The organism is Proteus vulgaris (assembly GCF_033708015.1).
GTDB lineage: Bacteria > Pseudomonadota > Gammaproteobacteria > Enterobacterales > Enterobacteriaceae > Proteus.
This window is the reverse complement of the sequence record NZ_CP137920.1, coordinates 1,530,275-1,550,202: the sequence shown is the minus strand read 5'-3', so window position 1 is coordinate 1,550,202 and position 19,928 is coordinate 1,530,275. Positions and strand designations below refer to the sequence as shown.

At 36.8% G+C, this 19,928-nt stretch carries 18 protein-coding genes; 7 read left to right on the top strand and 11 right to left on the bottom strand.

The window, feature by feature from the left end; translation table 11 throughout:
* Nucleotides 1-270: 270 nt before the first annotated feature.
* The 5 genes from SB028_RS07365 to yieE all read right to left on the bottom strand — a co-directional run bounded on the left by SB028_RS07365 (nt 271) and on the right by yieE (nt 7,689).
* Complete coding sequence (locus SB028_RS07365) at nt 271-1,650, bottom strand: APC family permease (RefSeq protein WP_069368298.1); 1,380 nt, start codon at nt 1,648-1,650, stop codon at nt 271-273.
* Nucleotides 1,640-1,849, bottom strand: coding sequence for a hypothetical protein (locus SB028_RS07360; protein ID WP_074454084.1), 210 nt, complete (start codon nt 1,847-1,849; stop codon nt 1,640-1,642). Before SB028_RS07360 ends, SB028_RS07365 begins: the two co-directional genes overlap by 11 nt.
* A gap of 764 nt (nt 1,850-2,613) precedes the next feature.
* A complete protein-coding gene (locus SB028_RS07355; RefSeq protein ID WP_069368297.1) occupies nt 2,614-4,593 on the bottom strand; it encodes a ligand-gated channel protein in 1,980 nt (659 codons plus the stop codon).
* A gap of 596 nt (nt 4,594-5,189) precedes the next feature.
* A complete protein-coding gene (locus SB028_RS07350) occupies nt 5,190-6,677 on the bottom strand; it encodes an amino acid permease (RefSeq protein WP_069368296.1) in 1,488 nt (495 codons plus the stop codon).
* Between the two features lie 118 nt (nt 6,678-6,795).
* Complete coding sequence (gene yieE / locus SB028_RS07345) at nt 6,796-7,689, bottom strand: DNA-binding transcriptional regulator YeiE (protein ID WP_069368295.1); 894 nt, start codon at nt 7,687-7,689, stop codon at nt 6,796-6,798.
* Nucleotides 7,690-7,873: 184 nt separating this feature from the next.
* Between yieE and SB028_RS07340 the strand changes: the two genes are divergently transcribed.
* Together SB028_RS07340 and nfo are read left to right on the top strand one after the other, a co-directional pair.
* Nucleotides 7,874-8,968 (top strand): YeiH family protein, encoded by a 1,095-nt coding sequence (locus SB028_RS07340; RefSeq protein WP_171729924.1) that lies wholly within the window; start codon nt 7,874-7,876, stop codon nt 8,966-8,968.
* 166 nt (nt 8,969-9,134) lie between these two features.
* Nucleotides 9,135-9,977: a deoxyribonuclease IV gene (gene nfo, locus SB028_RS07335; RefSeq protein WP_069368293.1), complete on the top strand. Its 843-nt coding sequence runs from the start codon at nt 9,135-9,137 to the stop codon at nt 9,975-9,977.
* Nucleotides 9,978-10,037: 60 nt separating this feature from the next.
* Here the strand turns inward: nfo and fruK are convergent, their stop codons facing one another.
* A complete protein-coding gene (gene fruK / locus SB028_RS07330; protein ID WP_069368292.1) occupies nt 10,038-10,976 on the bottom strand; it encodes a 1-phosphofructokinase in 939 nt (312 codons plus the stop codon).
* Nucleotides 10,977-11,164: 188 nt separating this feature from the next.
* On the opposite strand from fruK, the gene SB028_RS07325 reads away from it, so the two are divergent.
* The 3 genes from SB028_RS07325 to yeiP all read left to right on the top strand — a co-directional run bounded on the left by SB028_RS07325 (nt 11,165) and on the right by yeiP (nt 13,847).
* Nucleotides 11,165-11,581: a nucleotide triphosphate diphosphatase NUDT15 gene (locus tag SB028_RS07325; RefSeq protein WP_069368291.1), complete on the top strand. Its 417-nt coding sequence runs from the start codon at nt 11,165-11,167 to the stop codon at nt 11,579-11,581.
* A gap of 289 nt (nt 11,582-11,870) precedes the next feature.
* Entirely contained in the window at nt 11,871-13,112 is a 1,242-nt protein-coding gene (mtr, locus tag SB028_RS07320; protein ID WP_069368290.1) for a tryptophan permease, read from the top strand.
* 162 nt (nt 13,113-13,274) lie between these two features.
* Nucleotides 13,275-13,847, top strand: coding sequence for an elongation factor P-like protein YeiP (gene yeiP, locus SB028_RS07315; protein ID WP_069368289.1), 573 nt, complete (start codon nt 13,275-13,277; stop codon nt 13,845-13,847).
* Nucleotides 13,848-13,988: 141 nt separating this feature from the next.
* Here the strand turns inward: yeiP and SB028_RS07310 are convergent, their stop codons facing one another.
* Nucleotides 13,989-14,318, bottom strand: a complete 330-nt coding sequence (locus tag SB028_RS07310) for a hypothetical protein (RefSeq protein ID WP_069368288.1) — start codon at nt 14,316-14,318, stop codon at nt 13,989-13,991.
* A 266-nt stretch (nt 14,319-14,584) separates the two neighbouring features.
* On the bottom strand, nt 14,585-14,896 hold the full coding sequence (locus tag SB028_RS07305) for a hypothetical protein (RefSeq protein WP_069368287.1): 312 nt from the start codon (nt 14,894-14,896) through the stop codon (nt 14,585-14,587).
* A gap of 345 nt (nt 14,897-15,241) precedes the next feature.
* On the opposite strand from SB028_RS07305, the gene SB028_RS07300 reads away from it, so the two are divergent.
* The gene (locus tag SB028_RS07300) at nt 15,242-15,949 is read left to right on the top strand and encodes a phosphatase PAP2 family protein (protein WP_069368286.1); all 708 of its coding nucleotides are present in this window, start codon (nt 15,242-15,244) and stop codon (nt 15,947-15,949) included.
* 358 nt (nt 15,950-16,307) lie between these two features.
* A complete protein-coding gene (gene mepS / locus SB028_RS07295; RefSeq protein WP_069368285.1) occupies nt 16,308-16,922 on the top strand; it encodes a bifunctional murein DD-endopeptidase/murein LD-carboxypeptidase in 615 nt (204 codons plus the stop codon).
* 122 nt (nt 16,923-17,044) lie between these two features.
* Here the strand turns inward: mepS and SB028_RS07290 are convergent, their stop codons facing one another.
* The 3 genes from SB028_RS07290 to rsuA form a co-directional block, all read right to left on the bottom strand.
* Nucleotides 17,045-17,392 carry a YejG family protein gene (locus SB028_RS07290; protein WP_069368284.1) on the bottom strand — a complete coding sequence of 116 codons (348 nt, stop codon included), beginning with the start codon at nt 17,390-17,392 and terminating at the stop codon, nt 17,045-17,047.
* 519 nt (nt 17,393-17,911) lie between these two features.
* On the bottom strand, nt 17,912-19,096 hold the full coding sequence (locus SB028_RS07285; protein WP_069368283.1) for a Bcr/CflA family multidrug efflux MFS transporter: 1,185 nt from the start codon (nt 19,094-19,096) through the stop codon (nt 17,912-17,914).
* A 37-nt stretch (nt 19,097-19,133) separates the two neighbouring features.
* Nucleotides 19,134-19,838: a 16S rRNA pseudouridine(516) synthase RsuA gene (gene rsuA, locus SB028_RS07280; protein WP_069368282.1), complete on the bottom strand. Its 705-nt coding sequence runs from the start codon at nt 19,836-19,838 to the stop codon at nt 19,134-19,136.
* Nucleotides 19,839-19,928 lie beyond the last annotated feature (90 nt).

Genomic DNA, 19,928 nt, shown 5'->3' with positions numbered 1-19,928 from the left:
TAATAAACTTATTAATATTTACTTTAATAAATTATAAAATAAATTACATTTAAAATTAAGGTTATTTATTTACTTTAAATAACCAAAATTAAAATAATTTATTTGTTTTTGAAATATTTATTCGATGTGTAAACTACTATATTTATCTTTTATTATTCAATTGCGATTTAATACTACTAATTTAATACTGATAATTTCACATAGGCAAAAAAAATGGCTTCATTACTGAAGCCATTTCTATACTTATTTTTTATGACAATTTTTATAGCATTACTTTTCTGGCATTTGTGGCATCGGTCGACGGAATCGACGTGTGATCCACACCATATAGAGTAAACCAATGGCGCCCCAAACAAGACCTAACTCCATAGACCCTGGTTCAAGGTTTATCCACAATACCCCCATTGTCGCAGCACCAATGATAGGTAATATCAGGTAATTAATGTGATCCATTAATCCTTTATTACGACGCTCACGAATATAGAATTGTGAAATAACAGACAGATTCACGAAAGTAAACGCAACTAATGCACCAAAGTTAATTAATGCTGTTGCCGTCACTAAATCAAAGAACACCGCACCTAAGGCTAAGAAACCCACTAATAGCACGTTAAATGCAGGTGTACGCCATTTAGGATGTACGTAACCAAATGTCTTCTCTGGGAATACGCCATCGCGACCCATAACATAAAGTAAGCGAGCAACACCTGCGTGAGCCGCCATACCAGATGCTAATACCGTCACACATGAGAACACTAAAATAATAGACTGGAATAAAGCACCCGCAACATACAGCATTATTTCAGGTTGTGACTCTTCTGGATTTTTGAATCGTGAAATATCTGGGAAATACAATTGTAAAAAGTAAGAAACGGCAATAAAGATGATCCCACCAATCAACGCGGTTAAGAAAATCGCTTTAGGGATCACTTTACCTGCATTTGGCGTCTCTTCAGACAATGTGCTGATACCATCAAATCCTAAGAATGAGAAACAGAGTATTGTCGCTCCTGTGATCATAGGTATCAATTCAGCATCAACGGATGCAAACGGTCTAAAGGTCCATAACTCCCCTACACCTTCACCGTTATAAACACCGTGAATAAGTAATCCAACAAACACAACCATTACTGCAACTTGCACAATAACAATTGCTGTATTTAAGTTAGCAACAACGTTAATACCACGTAGGTTAAAGAACGTCATTAAAGCCACTAAAGCAAATACAAAGATCCACGGTTCAACGCCCGGGAATATTGCTTGTAAATAGATTTTCGCCAATAAGATATTGATCATTGGCATAAATAAATAGTCGAGTAAAGATGACCATCCCACCATAAAGCCAACATAAGGACTCATGGATTTTTGAGCATAAGTATACGCAGAGCCTGCTGAAGGAAAACGCTTAACTAATTTTCCATAGCTCACCGCTGTAAATAAAATTGCAATTAACGCAATCGCATACGAGGTTGCTACGTGACCATTCGTAATGCCAGAAACGATACCAAATGTATCGAAAATAGTCATAGGCTGTAAAAAAGCAAGCCCCATCATGACTACTTGCATTAGCGTCAAGGTTTTACGTAATTGAACTCGATTGTTAGCACCAGTTTGGTTAGTGCCGATAGAGGAGATGACGTTATCTGACATTAGCGAACCCTCCCATAACTTCGGTTTGAGTATTAGATAAACTCAACCGACAGTTACTGGGAAGACTTCGCATCTGCCTATAAACAGAATAGAATGAAGTTTTTAAGGATGTGTATGTGTTTAGGAGACGCCGTGCTCCGTAGTCATCATTGCCCGCAGTGCCGCTAGGCCCGACTGCGAAAGAGAATAATTGTACCATATTAGCATTCCTCTATCATGACAACCCTTTCTCTAAGGGGCTGGCTGCTAATCAAATTATGTTATCTATTCAGACTCAAATGAATCTGACCTCTTGGTGTAGTAATAAGTAAAAATGCAAAAAAAAACCGATGCACTTTAAACGCATCAGTCATATTTTTAGTGGGCGCATTTTGCACGTCTCAGACTTAAATAGCAATACATTTTCATCAAAAAACCCCCTTTTTTTACGATCTTTTCAATTCGCAAACTAAGTCAACATATAAAATCACATTTAATTAACAATAATTGTAATTTTATCACACGCGTTAAGGTATAAATTTTCAGAAAAACAGAATGGAGTTCAAATAAAAAACATATAACCAATTGATAAATAAAGATTTAAAAATAATTTAAATTAAATATCAATATAAAACCATCAAAATAAAGCATTTAAAATACATTAATAAGATTAATGCTATGAAATTGTTAAAAACCATTTCTATTTTTCTAAAAAACGTCTTTTGATAAAAAATATCTATTTTTTATAGACCTCTTTCACACAATAAAAATGTAAGAAAACACATTAAGGAAAAAACAAACAAAATACGTAAAAATAACAATAGAGTAGTCAGAATAGAGCAATTGATAAGATGAGTTATTGAGCTAAATATAAACCTCAATCTTAAAACTTTCCAGTATTAATTTTGAGCAAATAAAAGAAAATCAGAGATAAAAAAAGACTCCACAAGTGGAGTCTTAATGACACAAACTGAGGGTAATAAATTAGAAGTTATAGTTCAAACCAATGTTGTAACGACGACCTTCTAATGTGGTATTAAAGTTTTCATAGTTGATGCGACGATCAAGTACATTATAAACACCACCAATCACATTAAGCTGTTTGGTTAAACTATAACTGGTACCAATATCAACAAACGCATAAGAAGGAGTACCATGTGACATCGATGTACGTGATAAGTAATCAGAGGTTTTACCACGGAAATTAATTCGTGCCCATGTTTCCATTTCTGGCGTGGTTTCCCAGTTTAAGGTTGCATTCGCCATATGGCGTGGTTGTTTATTCAGTGGTTTACCACTAAATGCACCACTCTTCTGTTCTGAATCGGTAAAGGTATAGTTAGCGGCTAAGTTCCATTCTGGTGAAATTACCCAGTTACCAGTAACCTCAATACCACGCATATTAGCTTTATCTACGTTTTCGCGCGTACTGATAAAGTCATATTGGTGACCATATCCTTGCTCTTTGGTACACGTAGGTAACACACCTTTATCATCACAAATACGACGTTCAGTAATTTTGTCTTTAAAATCAGTATTATAAATAGTCACACTTGCCGTTAAGTTATCACGGTTATCCCAAATAATACCAATTTCTTCCGTTACTGACTTTTCAGGTTTCAGATCTGGGTTACCGTAAATAACAGCATTTCCCCCTGAGCCACCTGTTGCTTGTCCCCATGTTTTTGTTGCTTGGCGTAAATCTGGTGAACGGTAACCGGTAGAAACACCCCCTTTTAACGTCCATTCATCGGCCATATGCCAAACACCGTAGACTCGAGGTGTCCAATGCGTACCGTAGTTTTCATCTTTATCCATACGCAGACCGCCCGTTAAAGCGAAGTCATTGGTCATCGCCCATTCGTCCTCAGCAAAGAGTGCCCAGCTGTAACGGTCTAATTTATTGCTATCTTTAAGTTTATTACCTTCATCTTTTAACTCTTCGTAACGATATTGAGCACCAACACTTAATGTATGCGCATCTAACATAAATACCGTTTGATTACGTACAGTAGTATCGTTGTATTTCATTTTACGACTTGGGTTATTATTTTCATCACGTTGGATATACGTATTCATCGTACCAAAGTCATAAATACCATCATGAGTCAATGCATATTGTGTTAACTCATATTTACTGAAATCACTATTCTTAGATTTACGAGAACGCTCAGATGCTGAATATTCCCAACGAGCATCACGATGTTGGCTGTCTTTTTTAAATTCAAATTCAACCGTATTTTTGTCATCAGGTGTCCAGCTTAATGTCCCACCACCACTTGCGGTAATTTGACGATTATAGCCATTCACAAATTTGTCTTCACTACGATGCGAATATTGACCTTGAACTTTCAAACCCAGCAAATTATCAATCAATGGACCCGCGGCATAAAAACTGCCTTGTTCAGTATTTCCTGAGTTTTGACGTTCTGTCAGCGTGCTATCAGCGCGTAAACTTACATTCCACTCTTTTTGCGCTTTACGGGTAATAATATTGATCACCCCACCCATGGCATCCGAACCATATAAAGAAGACATTGGACCACGCACAACTTCAATGCGTTCAATGGCAGGTAAAGGGGGTAACCAACCTTGTTCAATACCTGCGTTATCACTATTAGGGCGCGTTTCACGCGAGGCAACACGCTTACCATCAACCAAGATCATGGTATATTTTGCATCCATACCACGAATACTGATATCAGAACTACTTCCACCGCCGGTGACTAATACACCCGGTACATCTTTTAGTGCATCCGTGACATCACGGTAAGATTTGGTCTCAAGCTGCTCACGAGTGACAACAGAAACCGACGCAGGCGCATCTTCAACAGTTTGTTTAAACCCTGAAGCAGTTGTTACAAGTAATTTTTCTACATTTTCTGCTGATGCAGTCATAACAAAACTTGATGCAATAGCAGCAACAACGCCAAGCGCGATTTTATTTTTATTTAACACTACCATTCCCGATTCTCCAAGAATATATATTCTTTAAGTTTTATATAGATGGATATATCGACAGTTGCTCAGAAATTAGGGGCATAAATTTGGTTCCCCTTAGTTATTTTAATATTATTTTTTATATCCCTATTTACTGCATTCCTATATTTACTTCTTTTCTCTTTTACCCACTAAATCCATTGAATGTTATTGGTCATTAAGATCTAATGCGTTTAATGGCTTGTCCAATAATAAAGAAGAAACACACTGCATCACCGTCATGGTTCCTAAAACATCTGAATAAACACCCGTTGGCAATATTTATGACAAATAGACTACATTTTGGGCGCGTTGCCGAAGTTTATCGAAGCCAGAGGGTTACTATCTAAACAAAGGACACCTAATGATTTACTTAATCAAGCCAATAGCTGTGATTTTATTCGTTAACAAATAAATTACGCGCCAACAATAAAGCAAATAATAATAATTATCAATGCGATTTCTAATATAATTAGGTTTTTTGTATGTTTTCTAAAATGATTAAATTGAAAAATAAAAAAACGCCCGTTTTAATGTGACGTAAGTCACAAAACGAGCGTTTTTTTATATTAAATTATGGGTTATTTTTTATTCGCAGTATGTGTTGGAAATTCCATTTCGTTATAACGAATAAAACGGGTTTTCTTTACAATCTTATAAGTAAACCAAATTAATAAGAATAATGGGATCCCAATATAGGTTGCAATTGCACCATACCAATCAATCTTATCTTCTAGGAAAGCTTGGTAATTTTGACCTAATGTAATAATTAAACACAATATAAAGGCAAAAATAGGACCAATTGGGAAGAACCCCGAGCGATAAGGTAAGTCATTTAAATCACGACCTTGTGCAACATACCCCTTACGGAAACGATAGTGACTAATCGCAATACCCAACCATGCTATAAAACCCGTCATTCCCGAGGTATTTAATAACCATAAGTAGACAGTTTGGTTTCCGTACATTGAGCTTAAAAAGCATAGACCAGCAACTACTGTTGTCGCATAAAGCGCATTACGTGGCACACCGTTTTTAGATAATTTACCAAAGCATTTTGGTGCTTTGCCTTCTCTTGCTAATGTAAACAGCATACGCGTTGATGCATACATGCCTGAGTTACCCGCAGAAAGTACCGCCGTTAAGATAACCGCATTCATGATGGCTGCCGCAGATAATAATCCCGCATTTTTAAAGACTAGCGTGAATGGACTAACGCTAATATCACCCACATCATTACGCAATAAATTAGGATCAGTGTAAGGGATAATTAAGCTAATAATTAAAATCGCGAAGATATAAAATAATAAGATACGCCAGAAGACTTTACGCACCGCTTTTGGAATATTTTTAGCCGGATCTTTAGATTCCCCCGCCGCAATACCAATTAGCTCTGTACCTTGGAATGAAAAGCCAACAATCATGGCAACACCAATCATGGCAGCGAAGCCACCCGCAAAAGGTGCATCACCAATTTCCCAATTATGCCAACCTGCGTTTTCGGCACCTTTCATAATGCCAGTGATCATGGCAATACCCACAATAATGAAGATAATTACTGTGGAAACTTTGATTAATGAGAACCAATATTCTGCCTCACCAAATCCTTTTACAGAGATATAGTTGAGTAAGAAAATAACCCCAAGGAATAAAGCACTCCAGATCCAACCATCAACATCAGGGAACCAATAAAGCATCACTAATTGCGCAGCAACAAGGTCAACAGCAATGGTAACTGCCCAGTTATACCAATAGTTCCAGCCTAATGCGAAACCAAAACCTTCTTCTACATACTTAGAGCCGTAGGTTGAGAATGAGCCAGAAACAGGCATAAATGCCGCTAATTCCCCAAGGCTTGTCATTAGAAAATAGACCATTAATCCAATTAAAGCATAAGAGAGTAATGCCCCACCTGGACCTGCTTGAGCAACAGTGGCACCTGATGCGACAAAAAGCCCTGTACCAATTGAACCACCAATAGCGATCATCGCTAAATGTCGCGCTTTTAACTCTCTGCGCAAAGTGCGTACTGCGCCCGAACCAGCAGTACTATTTTGTTGTTCTGACATAACATTCCACTTTTATATTCACTTTCCTAACGAGGATTGTAGCAAATCTGTCGTTCGTGAATAGCAAGGATCAAGGATTATAAGATACCTTCATGATCGGGCGTCAATTATTAGCAATTTATGAGAAATTGCCGATTAAGTGTTCAGCGTTGCAATACATCAGCAGTTTTTTCAGTGCATCAGAGACATGTTTTTGACGATGATAAACAAGATATAGGGTACGTTGTAAGGTCAATCCTTCTACTTTTATCTCTTTTAATGAGCCGTTATTAATCTGCTCTTCAATCACTCGGCGAGATAAACAACTGATCCCCATTTCATACATCACGGCGTGTTTTATTGCTTCTGAGTTACCTAATTCCATTTCAATGCGATAGCCTGGTAAAGAAGCGAATAAAAGATGGTTAAGTACATCTCGAGTTCCCGAACCATTTTCTCGTAAAATCCAAGGCGCCGATTGTAAATCAGTTAAAGTCACTTTTGGTGTTTTAGCTAACGGATGATCGGGCGAGCAAAAAACGACCATTTCATCTAATAGCCATTTTTGGCTAATCAATTCAGAGCTTTGACAAGCACCTTCTATTAACCCTAAATCAACACGGAATTCGCTTACTAATTTAACGACTTCTTCGGTATTTCCGATACTCATTTCTAGCGGGATCTCGGGATAATTGCGATGAAAATTTCCCAGCATTTGAGGCAAAATATAATTACCTATTGTTGTACTTGCAGCGATGCGTAAAGCACCATTTCCTGCTTGGAATAACTGCTCCACCTCGGTTGCTCGTTCAAGTAAAGAGAGTGCTTTGGGGTAAAGTAATCGCCCATGTTCATTTGTGACAAGCCGTTTCCCCACGCGATCGAAAAGCTGTACGCCTAGTTGGCTTTCGAGATCAGTTAAAGATGCACTGACAGCAGATTGAGATAAAGCAAGCTGTTGTGATGCTTGCGTTGTAGAACCACTCTTGAGAACTTCAGTGAAGACTTCCAGTTGCCGCAACGTAATTCGCATATCCATTCCACCTTTGAGCTGTCATTGTAATAACATACTATCCACAAACCAGTAACATACCAAGTACATTTAAGAAAATACACCTATATTAGTTTTATTGGTAATTATTATAAAAATAATGAATTTAATAAATAAGTTTCCTTGTTATATGCTTATGCAAAATTCATATAAGCAAGGTTTTTCTATGTCAGAGCAAAGTCAACCTATTACATTGGCGAAAAAATGTTTTACTCCAGTCTATCGCTGGCTTCCTGGTTTACTCCTAACAGGCGTATTAACTGCGCTTGCTATTTATATTGGTGATATTCCTTGGTTTTCTAGCATGGGTTTAGGCGCATTAACGTTGGCGATCCTATTCGGTATTATTGTGGGTAATACCTTTTATCCTATTGCAAAGCCTTATAGTGACGAAGGTGTCAAATTCGCTAAACACTATTTATTACGTACAGGTATTATTCTGTACGGTTTTAGACTGACTTTTCAGCAAATTGCAGATGTAGGCGCAACAGGTTTAATTATAGACGCCATTATGTTGATATCGACTTTTCTTATTGCAATGTGGATTGGTCGAAAATATTTTGGCTTAGATGAACAGACGGTAATTTTAATTGGCGCAGGTAGCAGTATTTGTGGTGCGGCCGCTGTAATGGCAACAGAGCCCGTTGTTAAAGCACAAGCAAGCCAAGTGGCTGTTGCTGTTTCTACTGTTGTGATTTTTGGTACTATTGGTATTTTCCTTTATCCTTGGTTCTATCACTTAAATGCGTTTGCAGGCTGGCTACCATTTACAGAAGAAACCTTTGGTATTTTCTCAGGTTCAACAATTCACGAAGTGGCCCAGGTTGTTGCCGTAGGACACTCAATTAGCCCTGATGCTGAAAATGCGGCGGTTATTAGTAAAATGATCCGCGTAATGATGCTAGCGCCGTTCTTAATTATTCTTTCAACTTATTTAAGTAAAAAGAAAAGCAAGGCAAACAATGGTGCACAAGCGACGGAGAAAAGCCCAATTACTATTCCTTGGTTTGCCGTATTCTTTATTGTAATGGCGGGCTTTAACTCTTTAAATTTAATTCCAGCGTCTATTGTTAATTATATTGTGACTATCGATACCATTCTATTAGCAATGGCCATGGTGGCATTAGGTTTAACAACGCATATTAGTGCTATCCGACAAGCTGGCGTCAAACCATTATTGTTAGCATTATTCTTATTTTTCTGGTTAACCCTTGGTGGTGCGATAATTAATATCTTTATTCAAACTGTGTTGATGTCTTAATAGGAAGATTGATAAAAATTAATCCCCTTTAAAATTTCGCCTTGAGAAGTACTTTTCAATTGCGCAACTCTTTTTAGTTGCGCTTTTTTGCTTTTATCACCTCAATATGATGTTATACGCTGAATGTTTGTTATCATGGTGTGAAATAAATCTAAGGAGAGAAATCATGAAATTTGTTGGCGCACATGTCAGTGCTGCTGGTGGCGTCGATCAGGCGGTATTACGCGCACATGAAATAAAAGCGACTGCGTTTGCCCTTTTTACGAAAAATCAGCGCCAGTGGAAAGCGGCACCATTATCCACAGAAGTTATTGATAAATTTAAAAAGAACTGTGAACTTTATAATTATAGCCCTTCTCAAATTTTACCCCATGACAGCTATCTCATTAATTTAGGTCATCCTGAAGAAGATGCTCTCAACAAATCAAGAGACGCATTTCTAGATGAAATGCAGCGCTGTGAGCAACTGGGTATTGAGTTACTGAATTTCCATCCAGGAAGTCATTTAAATAAAATTGATGTTGATCAGTGCCTACAAAAAATTGCCCAATCAATTAACATCACTTTAGAAAAAACGAAGAATGTTACTGCTGTAATTGAAAATACAGCAGGACAAGGGACAAATTTAGGTTATCGTTTTGAACACCTCGCCGCCATTATTGATGGTGTAGAAGATAAATCTCGTGTCGGTGTTTGCATTGATACTTGCCACACTTTTGCAGCAGGTTATGATTTAAGAACGATTGAAGATTGTGAAAAAACATTCGCTGAATTTGGAAAGATTGTCGGCTTTCAATACCTAAAAGCAATGCACCTTAATGATGCAAAAAGCGAATTAGCCAGTCGTGTAGACCGCCACCATAGTTTAGGTGAAGGTAATATTGGTAAAGTGCCGTTTAGTTACATTATGCAGGATAAACGTTTTGATGGTATTCCACTGATTTTAGAAACCATTAATCCTGATATTTGGCCTGACGAAATTGCTTGGTTGAAATCACAACAAAACTAACAGTCATAAGATTTGCGGTTTATACAATTTTCGTTTTATAACAATAAACCGCAAATAAGTTTATTTAATCGGCGTTAGCTCAATCCTAGTCATCATTTCAGCAAGCTGGCTCCTGTCTTTTATACCTACATCAGGCTGACTGACTGATAATGCAGAAATAGCGGTTGCAAGGCGCAATGTATGCTCACTCGTTTGGCTCATTAATAAGCCATATACTAATCCCGCAACCATTGAATCTCCTGCACCCACGGTACTTATCACATCACAATGTGGTGGTTTTGCAAGCCATGCCCCCGATGCATTTACCCATAAAGCCCCTCTCTCACCCAGTGAAATAACGACATGTGCAATGCCTTTATCTCGCAATTGATGAGCCGCTTTAATAATATCTGTCATTTCAGCTAATGAATGTCCAACCCATGCTTCTAATTCACGATGATTAGGCTTTATTAACCAAGGTGCCGCTTTTAACCCTGCGACTAAAGCATCCCGACTGCTGTCAAAAATAATGCATGGGCATAATCTTCTTAACTTAATCATCCACTGAGCAAACGCATCAAGATCAACACCATTAGGTAAACTGCCACTAACAACCACCATATCGAAATGACCAAGCCAATTCAGTGAATCCGTTGAAAAACGCTGCCAATCTTGCGGTGATACGGTAAATCCTGAAAAATTAAAATCAGTGACTAACCCTTCTCTCTCCGTTAACTTCACATTAATACGAGTTCGTCCTGACACGAGATAAAAACGGTTTGCCATTCCATTTTCACTGAAGAAGTGCTGAAACTCTTCTTGATTTTCACGCCCCATAAACCCACTAACAGTAATATCGATACCTAAATCACGTAAGACTTTCGCGACATTATTGCCTTTACCCGCGGGATTAAGTCCAGCTGTTCGGACTAAATTAACCCCACCTACATCAATCGCTGGGCAAGCACCAACAAGATCATAAGCAGGATTTAAGGTGATCGTAGCGACACGGCGGCTCATGCCTTCACTCCCCAATCATTTTTTATTATGAATATTTAGGGTGCTATATATAGCATCAATTAATCTTTTATTCAGTGAAATTGCACTTGTTCTCCTTGCACTCTATCTATCGTGAATGGAGAATATCGTCCGTAGAAAACGACTTATTTTATACATTAACTATATAAAAAAGAAAAAAGGAGTCTCAAATGTCAGTCGTAGTCGGCGTTGGCGTCATTATCACCAATGAAAATGGTGAAGTATTATTAGGAAAACGTTGTGGAAAACACGCCCCTTATTGGTCAATTTTTGGTGGGCATGTTGATGAGGGTGAAACTTTTGAGCAATGTGCTATTCGAGAAATAAAAGAAGAAATTGGTATTGCAATCACCGAACCACAAGTGATTGGTCTTAGTAATAATCTAGAAACTTACCAATTAGAAGGTAAACACACAGTCTCTATTTGTATGATCGCACAACATCAAGGTGACGAACCTAAATTGATGGAGCCAGATAAATGTTCTGAACTTCGCTGGTGCTCTCCAGATAATTTACCTGAGCCACACTTCGAAGCAAGTCGCAACGCCATTGCATTATGGAAAAGTAAGCAGTTTTATCAAAGCTAATTAAAATCGCCCTATCACTTTCATTATTCTGGATGTTTTTTGTTCAGAATAATGTTCGGATTGTCTATTTTTACGCAAAATCTCACTTATTGATAATGGTATTTCTTTATCATTTCTAATAATCCTCATACTAATCTATTGATTTATATACCTCCCTTTTTCTACTGTATTATTTTTACTCACTTTTTTCTTTATAAAGCACAATAACCTCTATTTACACCTTTATTGCAAACGTGTATTCTTTACACCATCAAGCTAGTACATTGAGTCAATTTTATAAGGACATCCTATGTCAGAAGTCACACCAATAACAAAGCGCCCATCGATACTTGGTGGTGCAATGATCATTGCTGGCACCGCTGTGGGTGCAGGCATGTTTTCTATTCCTATTGTGACTTCCGGTGTCTGGTTTACCGGTTCTATTTTTCTTCTGATCTACACTTGGTTTTGTTTATTTATGTCTGGGTTAATGATTTTAGAAGTAAACCTTCATTATCCTTTAGGCTCAAGCTTTCATACCATCACCAAAGACTTGTTAGGTAAAGGCTGGAGTACTATTAATGGACTATCGATTGCGTTTGTTCTTTATATTTTAACGTATGCTTATATTTCTGCAGGTAGCTCCATTATTGTGCAAAATTTTGCAACGGTGATCAGTGTACCTCAAGCTATTGCAGGTTTAGTCTTTGCATTAATTGTTGCCTTCTTTGTTTGGTTATCCACTCGCGCAGTGGATAGATTAAGCACTATTTTGATTGGGGGTATGGTAATAGCCTTTGTGTTGGCAATTGGCGGTCTATTTACAGAAGTAAAAATGCCCGTGTTATTTAATACCAATGAAAGCAATGCAAGTTACTTACCTTATGCTTTAGCTGCATTACCTTACTTACTGACTTCATTTGGTTATCACGGCAATATTCCAGGCCTAGTGACGTATTATCGTAAAGATGGCAAAGCTGTCATGAAAAGCTTGCTTATTGGTACATTGATTTCACTGGCGATTTATATTTTATGGCAGTTTGTTGTACAAGGTAATATTCCTCGCGAAGGTTTTAAGCAAGTCATTGCTGATGGTGGGAATATTGGTAATTTATTAGCGCAAATGCGTTCAACAACCGCCAATGCCTCTGTATCAATGTTACTAGACTTATTCTCTTATATGGCATTAGCAAGTTCATTCTTAGGGGTATCATTAGGATTATTTGATTACATCGCCGACTTCTTTAAGTTTTCAAATACAGGAAGCGGTCGATTTAAATCTGCGTTAGTCACGTTTATACCACCGACTATTTTGGCAATTATTTTTCCTGATGGTTTCTTATATGCCATTGGTTTTGCAGGACTGGCGGCAACAATTTGGGCCGCAATTATTCCAGCATTAATGGCAAAAGCAAGTCGTGAGCGTAATCAAAGTCAACGCTTTAAAGCGCCTGGTGGTATGTTTATGATTGGTTTCGTCATATTATTTGGTGTTATCAATGCGACTGCACATATTTTAGCGAACTTTAATCTTCTTCCTATCTACCGTTAACTTCTTTGCTAATAAACCAGCATCTAAAAGCCAGCCTATTATTGCGCTGGCTTTATTTTTCATCAAATTTTATAAAAAAATGTGTGAATAACTTGCCAAGTTTCTGCACTGCGAGTAATTTTGTCGCCATTATCGTCAATGTTATTTAATGGAAGGTTTTATATGGCAAAAGCCAATGAAATTAAACGTGGTATGGCTGTTAATTATAACAATAAGTTATTACTGGTAAAAGATATCGATATCCAAGCACCAAGTGCTCGTGGAGCAAGTACCCTGTACAAAATGCGTTTTACTGATATCCGTACAGGCCAGAAAGTAGAAGAGCGTTTTAAAGGCGATGATATGATTGATACCATCAGCTTAACGCGTCGTGCTGTTAGCTTTTCTTACATTGATGGTGATGAATATATCTTTATGGATAATGAAGATTACACACCCTATACCTTCAAAAAAGATCAAATTGAAGATGAATTGCTGTTTATTCCTGAAGAAGGCTTAGCGGGCATGCAAGTATTAACAATGGAGGGGCAAGTTTTAGCATTAGAGCTGCCACAAACTGTTGATATGGAAATTGTTGAAACTGTTCCAGGTATTAAAGGTGCTTCTGCAAGTGCTCGTACTAAACCAGCAACATTGCCAACAGGGTTAGTTATTCAGGTTCCTGAATACCTTTCTACTGGCGATAAAATTCGTATTCATATTGCCGAACGTCGCTATATGGGGCGAGCTGACTAATCAACAGTCAAAAACCCGACTCATTAGCGTATCACTAATGTTGCTTTAAATAGGTCAGATAATCGTAAGAAACCCAATGTGACAAACGATTATTTGACTTGTTTATCTTTTGCTACCTACCTCTTTTTATCCACAAACACCTTAAAAATATTGAACGTCAATAACACCATTCTTTTGGGTATTATCCATCCAACGGATCTCAGCTTTACCCATATCTTGAGGTAAAATAATAGTTTGTTGGGATTTATCAAAAGATGCGGGAACAATAGATTGAGTAGATGTAAACACTTTGTTGTGTTTGTAACATTGGTATTCAGCTTTATCAAATGTGAAATTCATCTCACATGCAGGATCTACAATCGCACCCCGTAGATAAATCTGTCCTGTTGTTTGCATGGGATCAGATGCCCAAGCTAATGATATCGAACTGGAAACGAGAAGACTGCATACTACGGTCAGATATTTTCTCATAACGACCTCACTTCTTGTTTGCGCTAGCAGGTATGGGGATCACACCTACCCGACATGTTTTTATCATAGCAATAAAAGATGACATTTATATAGACATAAGAAGAATATTTGATGTCTATCAAATATAAGTGTTCGATATTTATAAATAAGAAATCAACGTTGATCAAACTTAAGTCAAATATTTTTAACTTTAATAACAGTTCAATAAAAGTATTAAAATATTATTTAATTAATACAATTATTTTTATTATTGAATCTATGGAAAATTAATTATAAACAATGTTCATTACTGCTAATTTGTCATTAATCCATTTAATATCCATAGAACCTTTATTGTTAATCAATTTAGAGTTAAATTGCTGATTACTTTCTAATTGATATTGAGACTCTTGCATCTCACGTCCATTCCAACAACTTGTTTTAAAAGTATTTTTCTCCGTATTCATTTGACAATTACCCTCAACAATTGTACCAACAAAAGTTATAATCCCAGAACCAATGACTTTATTTTCCTCGGCAAAACTAGATGTACTTAATAATAAAGTCAGGCAGGTAGCTGCAATACAGAACTTATTCAAAATTAATCTCCTCTGATTATTGGGTGTGTGAATTCCACAAGCCAATATGTTATTAAAGTCCTAACTAATATCGGCCTGTTACTTTATTTATTTAATTTTTATCTTTAATTAAAGAATAGAAAAAAATTATATAATACTCAAATTAAGAGCATCAAAAAAAAATATTCTAAATTTGAGTTAAGTGGATATGAAAAAATCTAACAGAAATGAAACTAAAGAATAACATTTGCATGAGCAGTAAATTGCAAAGATCTATTTTTTTATTTTGGTTATAGTCCTATAATCAAATTTAAAATTATTGTGATCTAGATCACTAAATGCACACAAACTTATCATTTTATTACTATGAAACTTTCTAATTTTCACCAAAAAGCACTGGCTATTTTTTTACTCAATCTTGCAGGTCTAATTATTTTTTTCTCTTGGTATCTTCCAGCACAACATGGATATTGGCTATCAATTGACAGCCATATTTTTTATTTTTTTAATCAGCATATTTTACCTGATACTTTTTTTGCCTCTTTTGTGGCTTATACCAATAATAGAAAGTTCGATTTGGTCATTTTGCTCGCGATGGGCGCACTTTATTACAATACATTCCGTAAAAAAGATTATATGGGTAAACGCCATCTTATAATTGTAGGATTAGTGATGGTAATAAGTGCGGTACTTATTAATCAAATTGGACAAAATATTCCCATTGAAAGAGCAAGCCCGACACTTTATTTTCAAGATGCGCATAGAGTCGGTGATGTAACAGGTATCCCCACAAAAGATGCCTCAGGTGATAGCTTCCCTGGCGATCATGGTTTAATGCTACTCATCTTTTGTAGCTTTATATTACGTTACCTCTCGTTTCGTTCGTTTTTATGTGCTCTTATTATTACGGTTGTATTTTCCTTACCAAGGATTATGGCTGGCGCTCACTGGGCATCAGATGTATTAGTAGGTTCTATTTCTTTAACTTTAATCACCACGAGTTGGTTATTAATCACACCATTATCAGATATTATTGTCAGACAATTAGAAAAATATCTTCCTTTTAAAAAATAAAAGAGAAACACACTCATTTTTAAAAAAGAATAAGTGTAATATTGCACTTATTCTTTTGGTCAGTTTTTAACAGTTAAATGATATTATTATGACAAAATGAGATCTATTTTAAGTATTAGCACCTTATTATCTAATGTTTTGTAAATTAAGCATCTTTCCTCTCGCCATTTAGTCTCTCTTTCTGTACACTTTTCTAGTTTCCTCATTATTTATTGTTTAATGTGGATATTTACGTGCTTTAGAGCACGTTTTTCGCGAAATAGGGTTGCCAGAGCTAAATTACACTATATTCTCTGGTTATTTGGTGAATGATTCATGTGCACTTCTGCACGTAAGGATGTAAGGGAAATCTGTCACAATGAGAACAAAACCGTATATGAGAATGCTTAAGCTCATACCGGCGTTCATTGTTGTAGCTACGCTATCAGCATGTAGCTCACAGAACGCAAATTCACGCTTAGCGAATTCAAGCACTACCCCACTTAATACATCATCAAGCACATCTATTTCCCAAGCATCACAAGATGAATTTGAATCATTGGTGAAGAATCTCGATATAAAATCTAAGATACTTGACCAATATGCAGACTGGAAAGGTGTCGCTTATCGTCTAGGCGGAGATACTAAAAAAGGCATCGATTGTTCAGCCTTTGTACAAAGAACCTTTCTTGACCAATTCGGTGTAGAACTCCCTCGCTCAACCTCAGATCAACAGTTCTCTGGTACTCAGGTTAATAAATCAAAATTACAAGCAGGTGATCTCGTTCTGTTTAAAACAGGACGTACTATGCGCCATGTTGGAATTTACATCGGTAATGATAAATTTGTACATGCATCCACCAGCAATGGTGTAACCGTGTCAGAAATGTCTAATACCTACTGGAATAAACGTTTTTATGCAGCAAGACGCGTTATTGATAAAAATGACACAACACTTGTTGAAAACAACCTTTCGAAAAATGTATTAAGATAATTAATTCCCTTATATCTTATTGCAAAAAAAAACCTCATTTTAATAAATGAGGCTTTTTTTATATTCTCGATCTGGATAAAACCGTACAGTAACTATGTTAAGTTTGTAACATTAACTTGCTGTTATAAATAAGAATATGCCGTTGGAAATGGCTCCGCAATAGCGACACCCGCGTTTTTTAAGCAACATAATGCAGCACATTCATCATCGCTATGAAGGAAAAGACAAGGCGTACCATCCCATTCAATCACAACGCTATCAATATGGAGATTACTCAGATACTGACGCAAATTCTGTATTGCTTCATCCAGTGTCATACCATCATGACTTAATAGTTTTAAGCCAATCAACGTATTTTGCTTTCCAGCATCATTTTCAGGCAGTATTTCTACTCTTGTGCCCGCAAAGCCCGCTAGCCACCGATAACTCAGCGGCAGCTTGTGAACTACCGAAAGTTGTACATTATCCACAAATCAATCCTGTTTCATCAACACGTTAATTTAATACATCATCAATACGAGTTTGAACTGACTTGCTCACACGCATATTAAAACTTTGTTAATTGTAGAACATGAATATTACAATTGCTTTACAAAAAAGCGAAAAGACGCATTAAAGTATTCATTTAGCTTAGTGTATGCAGATATTCATGCCTGCAATACTCAATCTCTTCAATTATTCTTTCATTTATTTAACATTTTATCAACCATATAAAATAATTGTATAAAATATTACGCATTCAAGTAGAACAATCCATCAATTTTTATCACGATACTTCATATCAACAAAACAACAACAGATGATTATTAAAATAAATTTTACTTAATTTAACAAAATAACAACATCAAGTATTGATTCAAATCAAAAAATCACACTTATTTGAAACGATTCATGAAATACAGCAGAGGAAAATATGGCATTTTTAGGGGAAATAAAGACAGGAAAAGAGGAGCACGCTATAAATTTCTGCTATTTATAGCGTGATATTCTTATTTATAACGACGAGCAAGCAAAATAAATCCCATAGCAAACAGTACACAGAATGCCATAGAACTCACCATTGGCCATTCTGATTTTGCAGGTAGTAGAGCAATAGCCGTTCCAACTAACGCACCAACACCAAAACGCACGGTTCCCGCGAGAGAAGAAACCGTCCCTGCCATATGAGGATAATCATCAAGAATAACAGCCATCGCATTCGATGTGATCATCGCGATCCCTCCCACATACATTGCTACGCCCACAACAAGGAAATAGAAATGTAGATTAAGCGCGACCACCAGCAATAAAAAGAGCCCCATAAAACACTGGATCGTTAATCCTAGGCGTAACATATTCAACGCACCAAATCGACGAACATATCGCCCATTAATGCTTGTCATCACAATTAAGAATATGATATTAAAACCAAAATATAATCCAAATTGATCAAATGGAATACCATGTAGTTCGATGTAGACAAAAGGGCCAGCGCTAAGGAATGAAAACATTCCCGCAAAAGAAAAACCTGAAGCCAAAATATAGCAAAGGACACGACGTGTTCTAAACAGACTAATAAATTGGCTAAATGTCACTCTTAAACTAAAGCGTTGCCGACGCTCTTTGGGTAACGTTTCTGGAATATAAAAAGCAATTAATGCAGATGCAATTACTGCAGCTATCGCGATACTCCAGAAAATAGCATGCCATGAAAACCAATTCATTACCCAAGCACCTAATAGTGGCGCTAATAAAGGTGCAATCGTCATAACAAGCGCAACAAAAGACATACTTCTAGAGAAGTCATCTCTAGAAAACATATCTCGCATCAATGCATTAATAACAACACTTGCCGCAGCTGCAGCAAAACCATGTAAAAAACGCATTCCAATTAGCACATCTATTGATTCAGATAATGCACATGCACTAGAGGCAAAAGCAAAAACAATTACGCCGCCCAAAATGACAGGCTTACGACCCAAGCTATCAGCCATAGGACCATAAACTAATTGCCCAATAGCAAAACCAAAAATATAGATACTTAATGTCATTTGCACTTTGCCACTAGGCACACCAAAATCTTGCGCAATCGTGGGTAAACTTGGCAAATACATATCTATAGCCAATGGCATAAGCATGGAAATAAGTCCCAGTATTAAAATGAGACTAAGGTACGACGAACGTTGCTGTTGCACGCAGATAAACTCCCAAAAACGACAGGATAAATAATAATTATTGAGGTAGGTGAATGCTGTTGATCTCTTCTTCTGTTAATGGACGATATTCGCCCTCAGCTAAAGTCTCATCTAATGTGATATCCCCAATACGCTCACGATGTAATGCACTGACATGATTACCCACAGCGGCAAACATACGTTTTACTTGGTGATATTTGCCTTCACTAATAGTAAGTTTGACTTCTGTGGGGGTAATAATTTCTAACATAGCGGGTTTTGTTAGATTTTTTTCACCATTGAGTTGAACACCTTTTTGAAATTGTTCGGCAACAGACTCTCCAATCGGCTCTTCTAACGTAACTCGATAGGTTTTCTCACAATGATGTTTAGGTGCCGTAATACGATGTGACCATTGACCATTATCCGTTAATAAAACAAGCCCTGTTGTATCAATATCTAAACGCCCAGCAGCATGTAACTTATGTGCCAAAGGTTCATCAATAAAATAGAGAATTGTTGGATTAACAGGATCGTCAGTTGAACAGACATAGCCGATTGGCTTATTCAACATAAAGTAACGAGGCCCCAAAATTTGAGTTAAGACATTGCCGTCATACGCGACTTCTTGCTCTGGTGCAATTTTGGTTGAGCCGCTTTTCACTATTTCGCCATCAATTGTTACAAGCCCTGCTCTTAATTCACGAAGGATCAAGCTACGGCTAATACCCAATTGCTGGGATAAAAATTTATCTAATCGCATGAATTTCTCTGAAAAATGGAAGAATACCATCTGATATGAGGCATCTATTAAAAATGAATATTAACAATAAAACAACTAATTAATTTATAA

What these genes read in the sequence shown, in the direction of transcription:
- SB028_RS07355 (WP_069368297.1), bottom strand. Translation starts at nt 4,593, where the DNA reads ATGGTAGTGTTAAATAAAAATAAAATCGCGCTTGGCGTTGTTGCTGCT.
- rsuA (WP_069368282.1), bottom strand. Translation starts at nt 19,838, where the DNA reads ATGCGATTAGATAAATTTTTATCCCAGCAATTGGGTATTAGCCGTAGC.
- SB028_RS07325 (WP_069368291.1), top strand. Translation starts at nt 11,165, where the DNA reads ATGTCAGTCGTAGTCGGCGTTGGCGTCATTATCACCAATGAAAATGGT.
- nfo (WP_069368293.1), top strand. Translation starts at nt 9,135, where the DNA reads ATGAAATTTGTTGGCGCACATGTCAGTGCTGCTGGTGGCGTCGATCAG.
- SB028_RS07300 (WP_069368286.1), top strand. Translation starts at nt 15,242, where the DNA reads ATGAAACTTTCTAATTTTCACCAAAAAGCACTGGCTATTTTTTTACTC.
- SB028_RS07310 (WP_069368288.1), bottom strand. Translation starts at nt 14,318, where the DNA reads ATGAGAAAATATCTGACCGTAGTATGCAGTCTTCTCGTTTCCAGTTCG.
- yieE (WP_069368295.1), bottom strand. Translation starts at nt 7,689, where the DNA reads ATGCGAATTACGTTGCGGCAACTGGAAGTCTTCACTGAAGTTCTCAAG.
- fruK (WP_069368292.1), bottom strand. Translation starts at nt 10,976, where the DNA reads ATGAGCCGCCGTGTCGCTACGATCACCTTAAATCCTGCTTATGATCTT.
- mtr (WP_069368290.1), top strand. Translation starts at nt 11,871, where the DNA reads ATGTCAGAAGTCACACCAATAACAAAGCGCCCATCGATACTTGGTGGT.
- SB028_RS07365 (WP_069368298.1), bottom strand. Translation starts at nt 1,650, where the DNA reads ATGTCAGATAACGTCATCTCCTCTATCGGCACTAACCAAACTGGTGCT.
- SB028_RS07350 (WP_069368296.1), bottom strand. Translation starts at nt 6,677, where the DNA reads ATGTCAGAACAACAAAATAGTACTGCTGGTTCGGGCGCAGTACGCACT.
- SB028_RS07360 (WP_074454084.1), bottom strand. Translation starts at nt 1,849, where the DNA reads ATGGTACAATTATTCTCTTTCGCAGTCGGGCCTAGCGGCACTGCGGGC.
- SB028_RS07340 (WP_171729924.1), top strand. Translation starts at nt 7,874, where the DNA reads ATGTCAGAGCAAAGTCAACCTATTACATTGGCGAAAAAATGTTTTACT.
- mepS (WP_069368285.1), top strand. Translation starts at nt 16,308, where the DNA reads ATGAGAACAAAACCGTATATGAGAATGCTTAAGCTCATACCGGCGTTC.
- yeiP (WP_069368289.1), top strand. Translation starts at nt 13,275, where the DNA reads ATGGCAAAAGCCAATGAAATTAAACGTGGTATGGCTGTTAATTATAAC.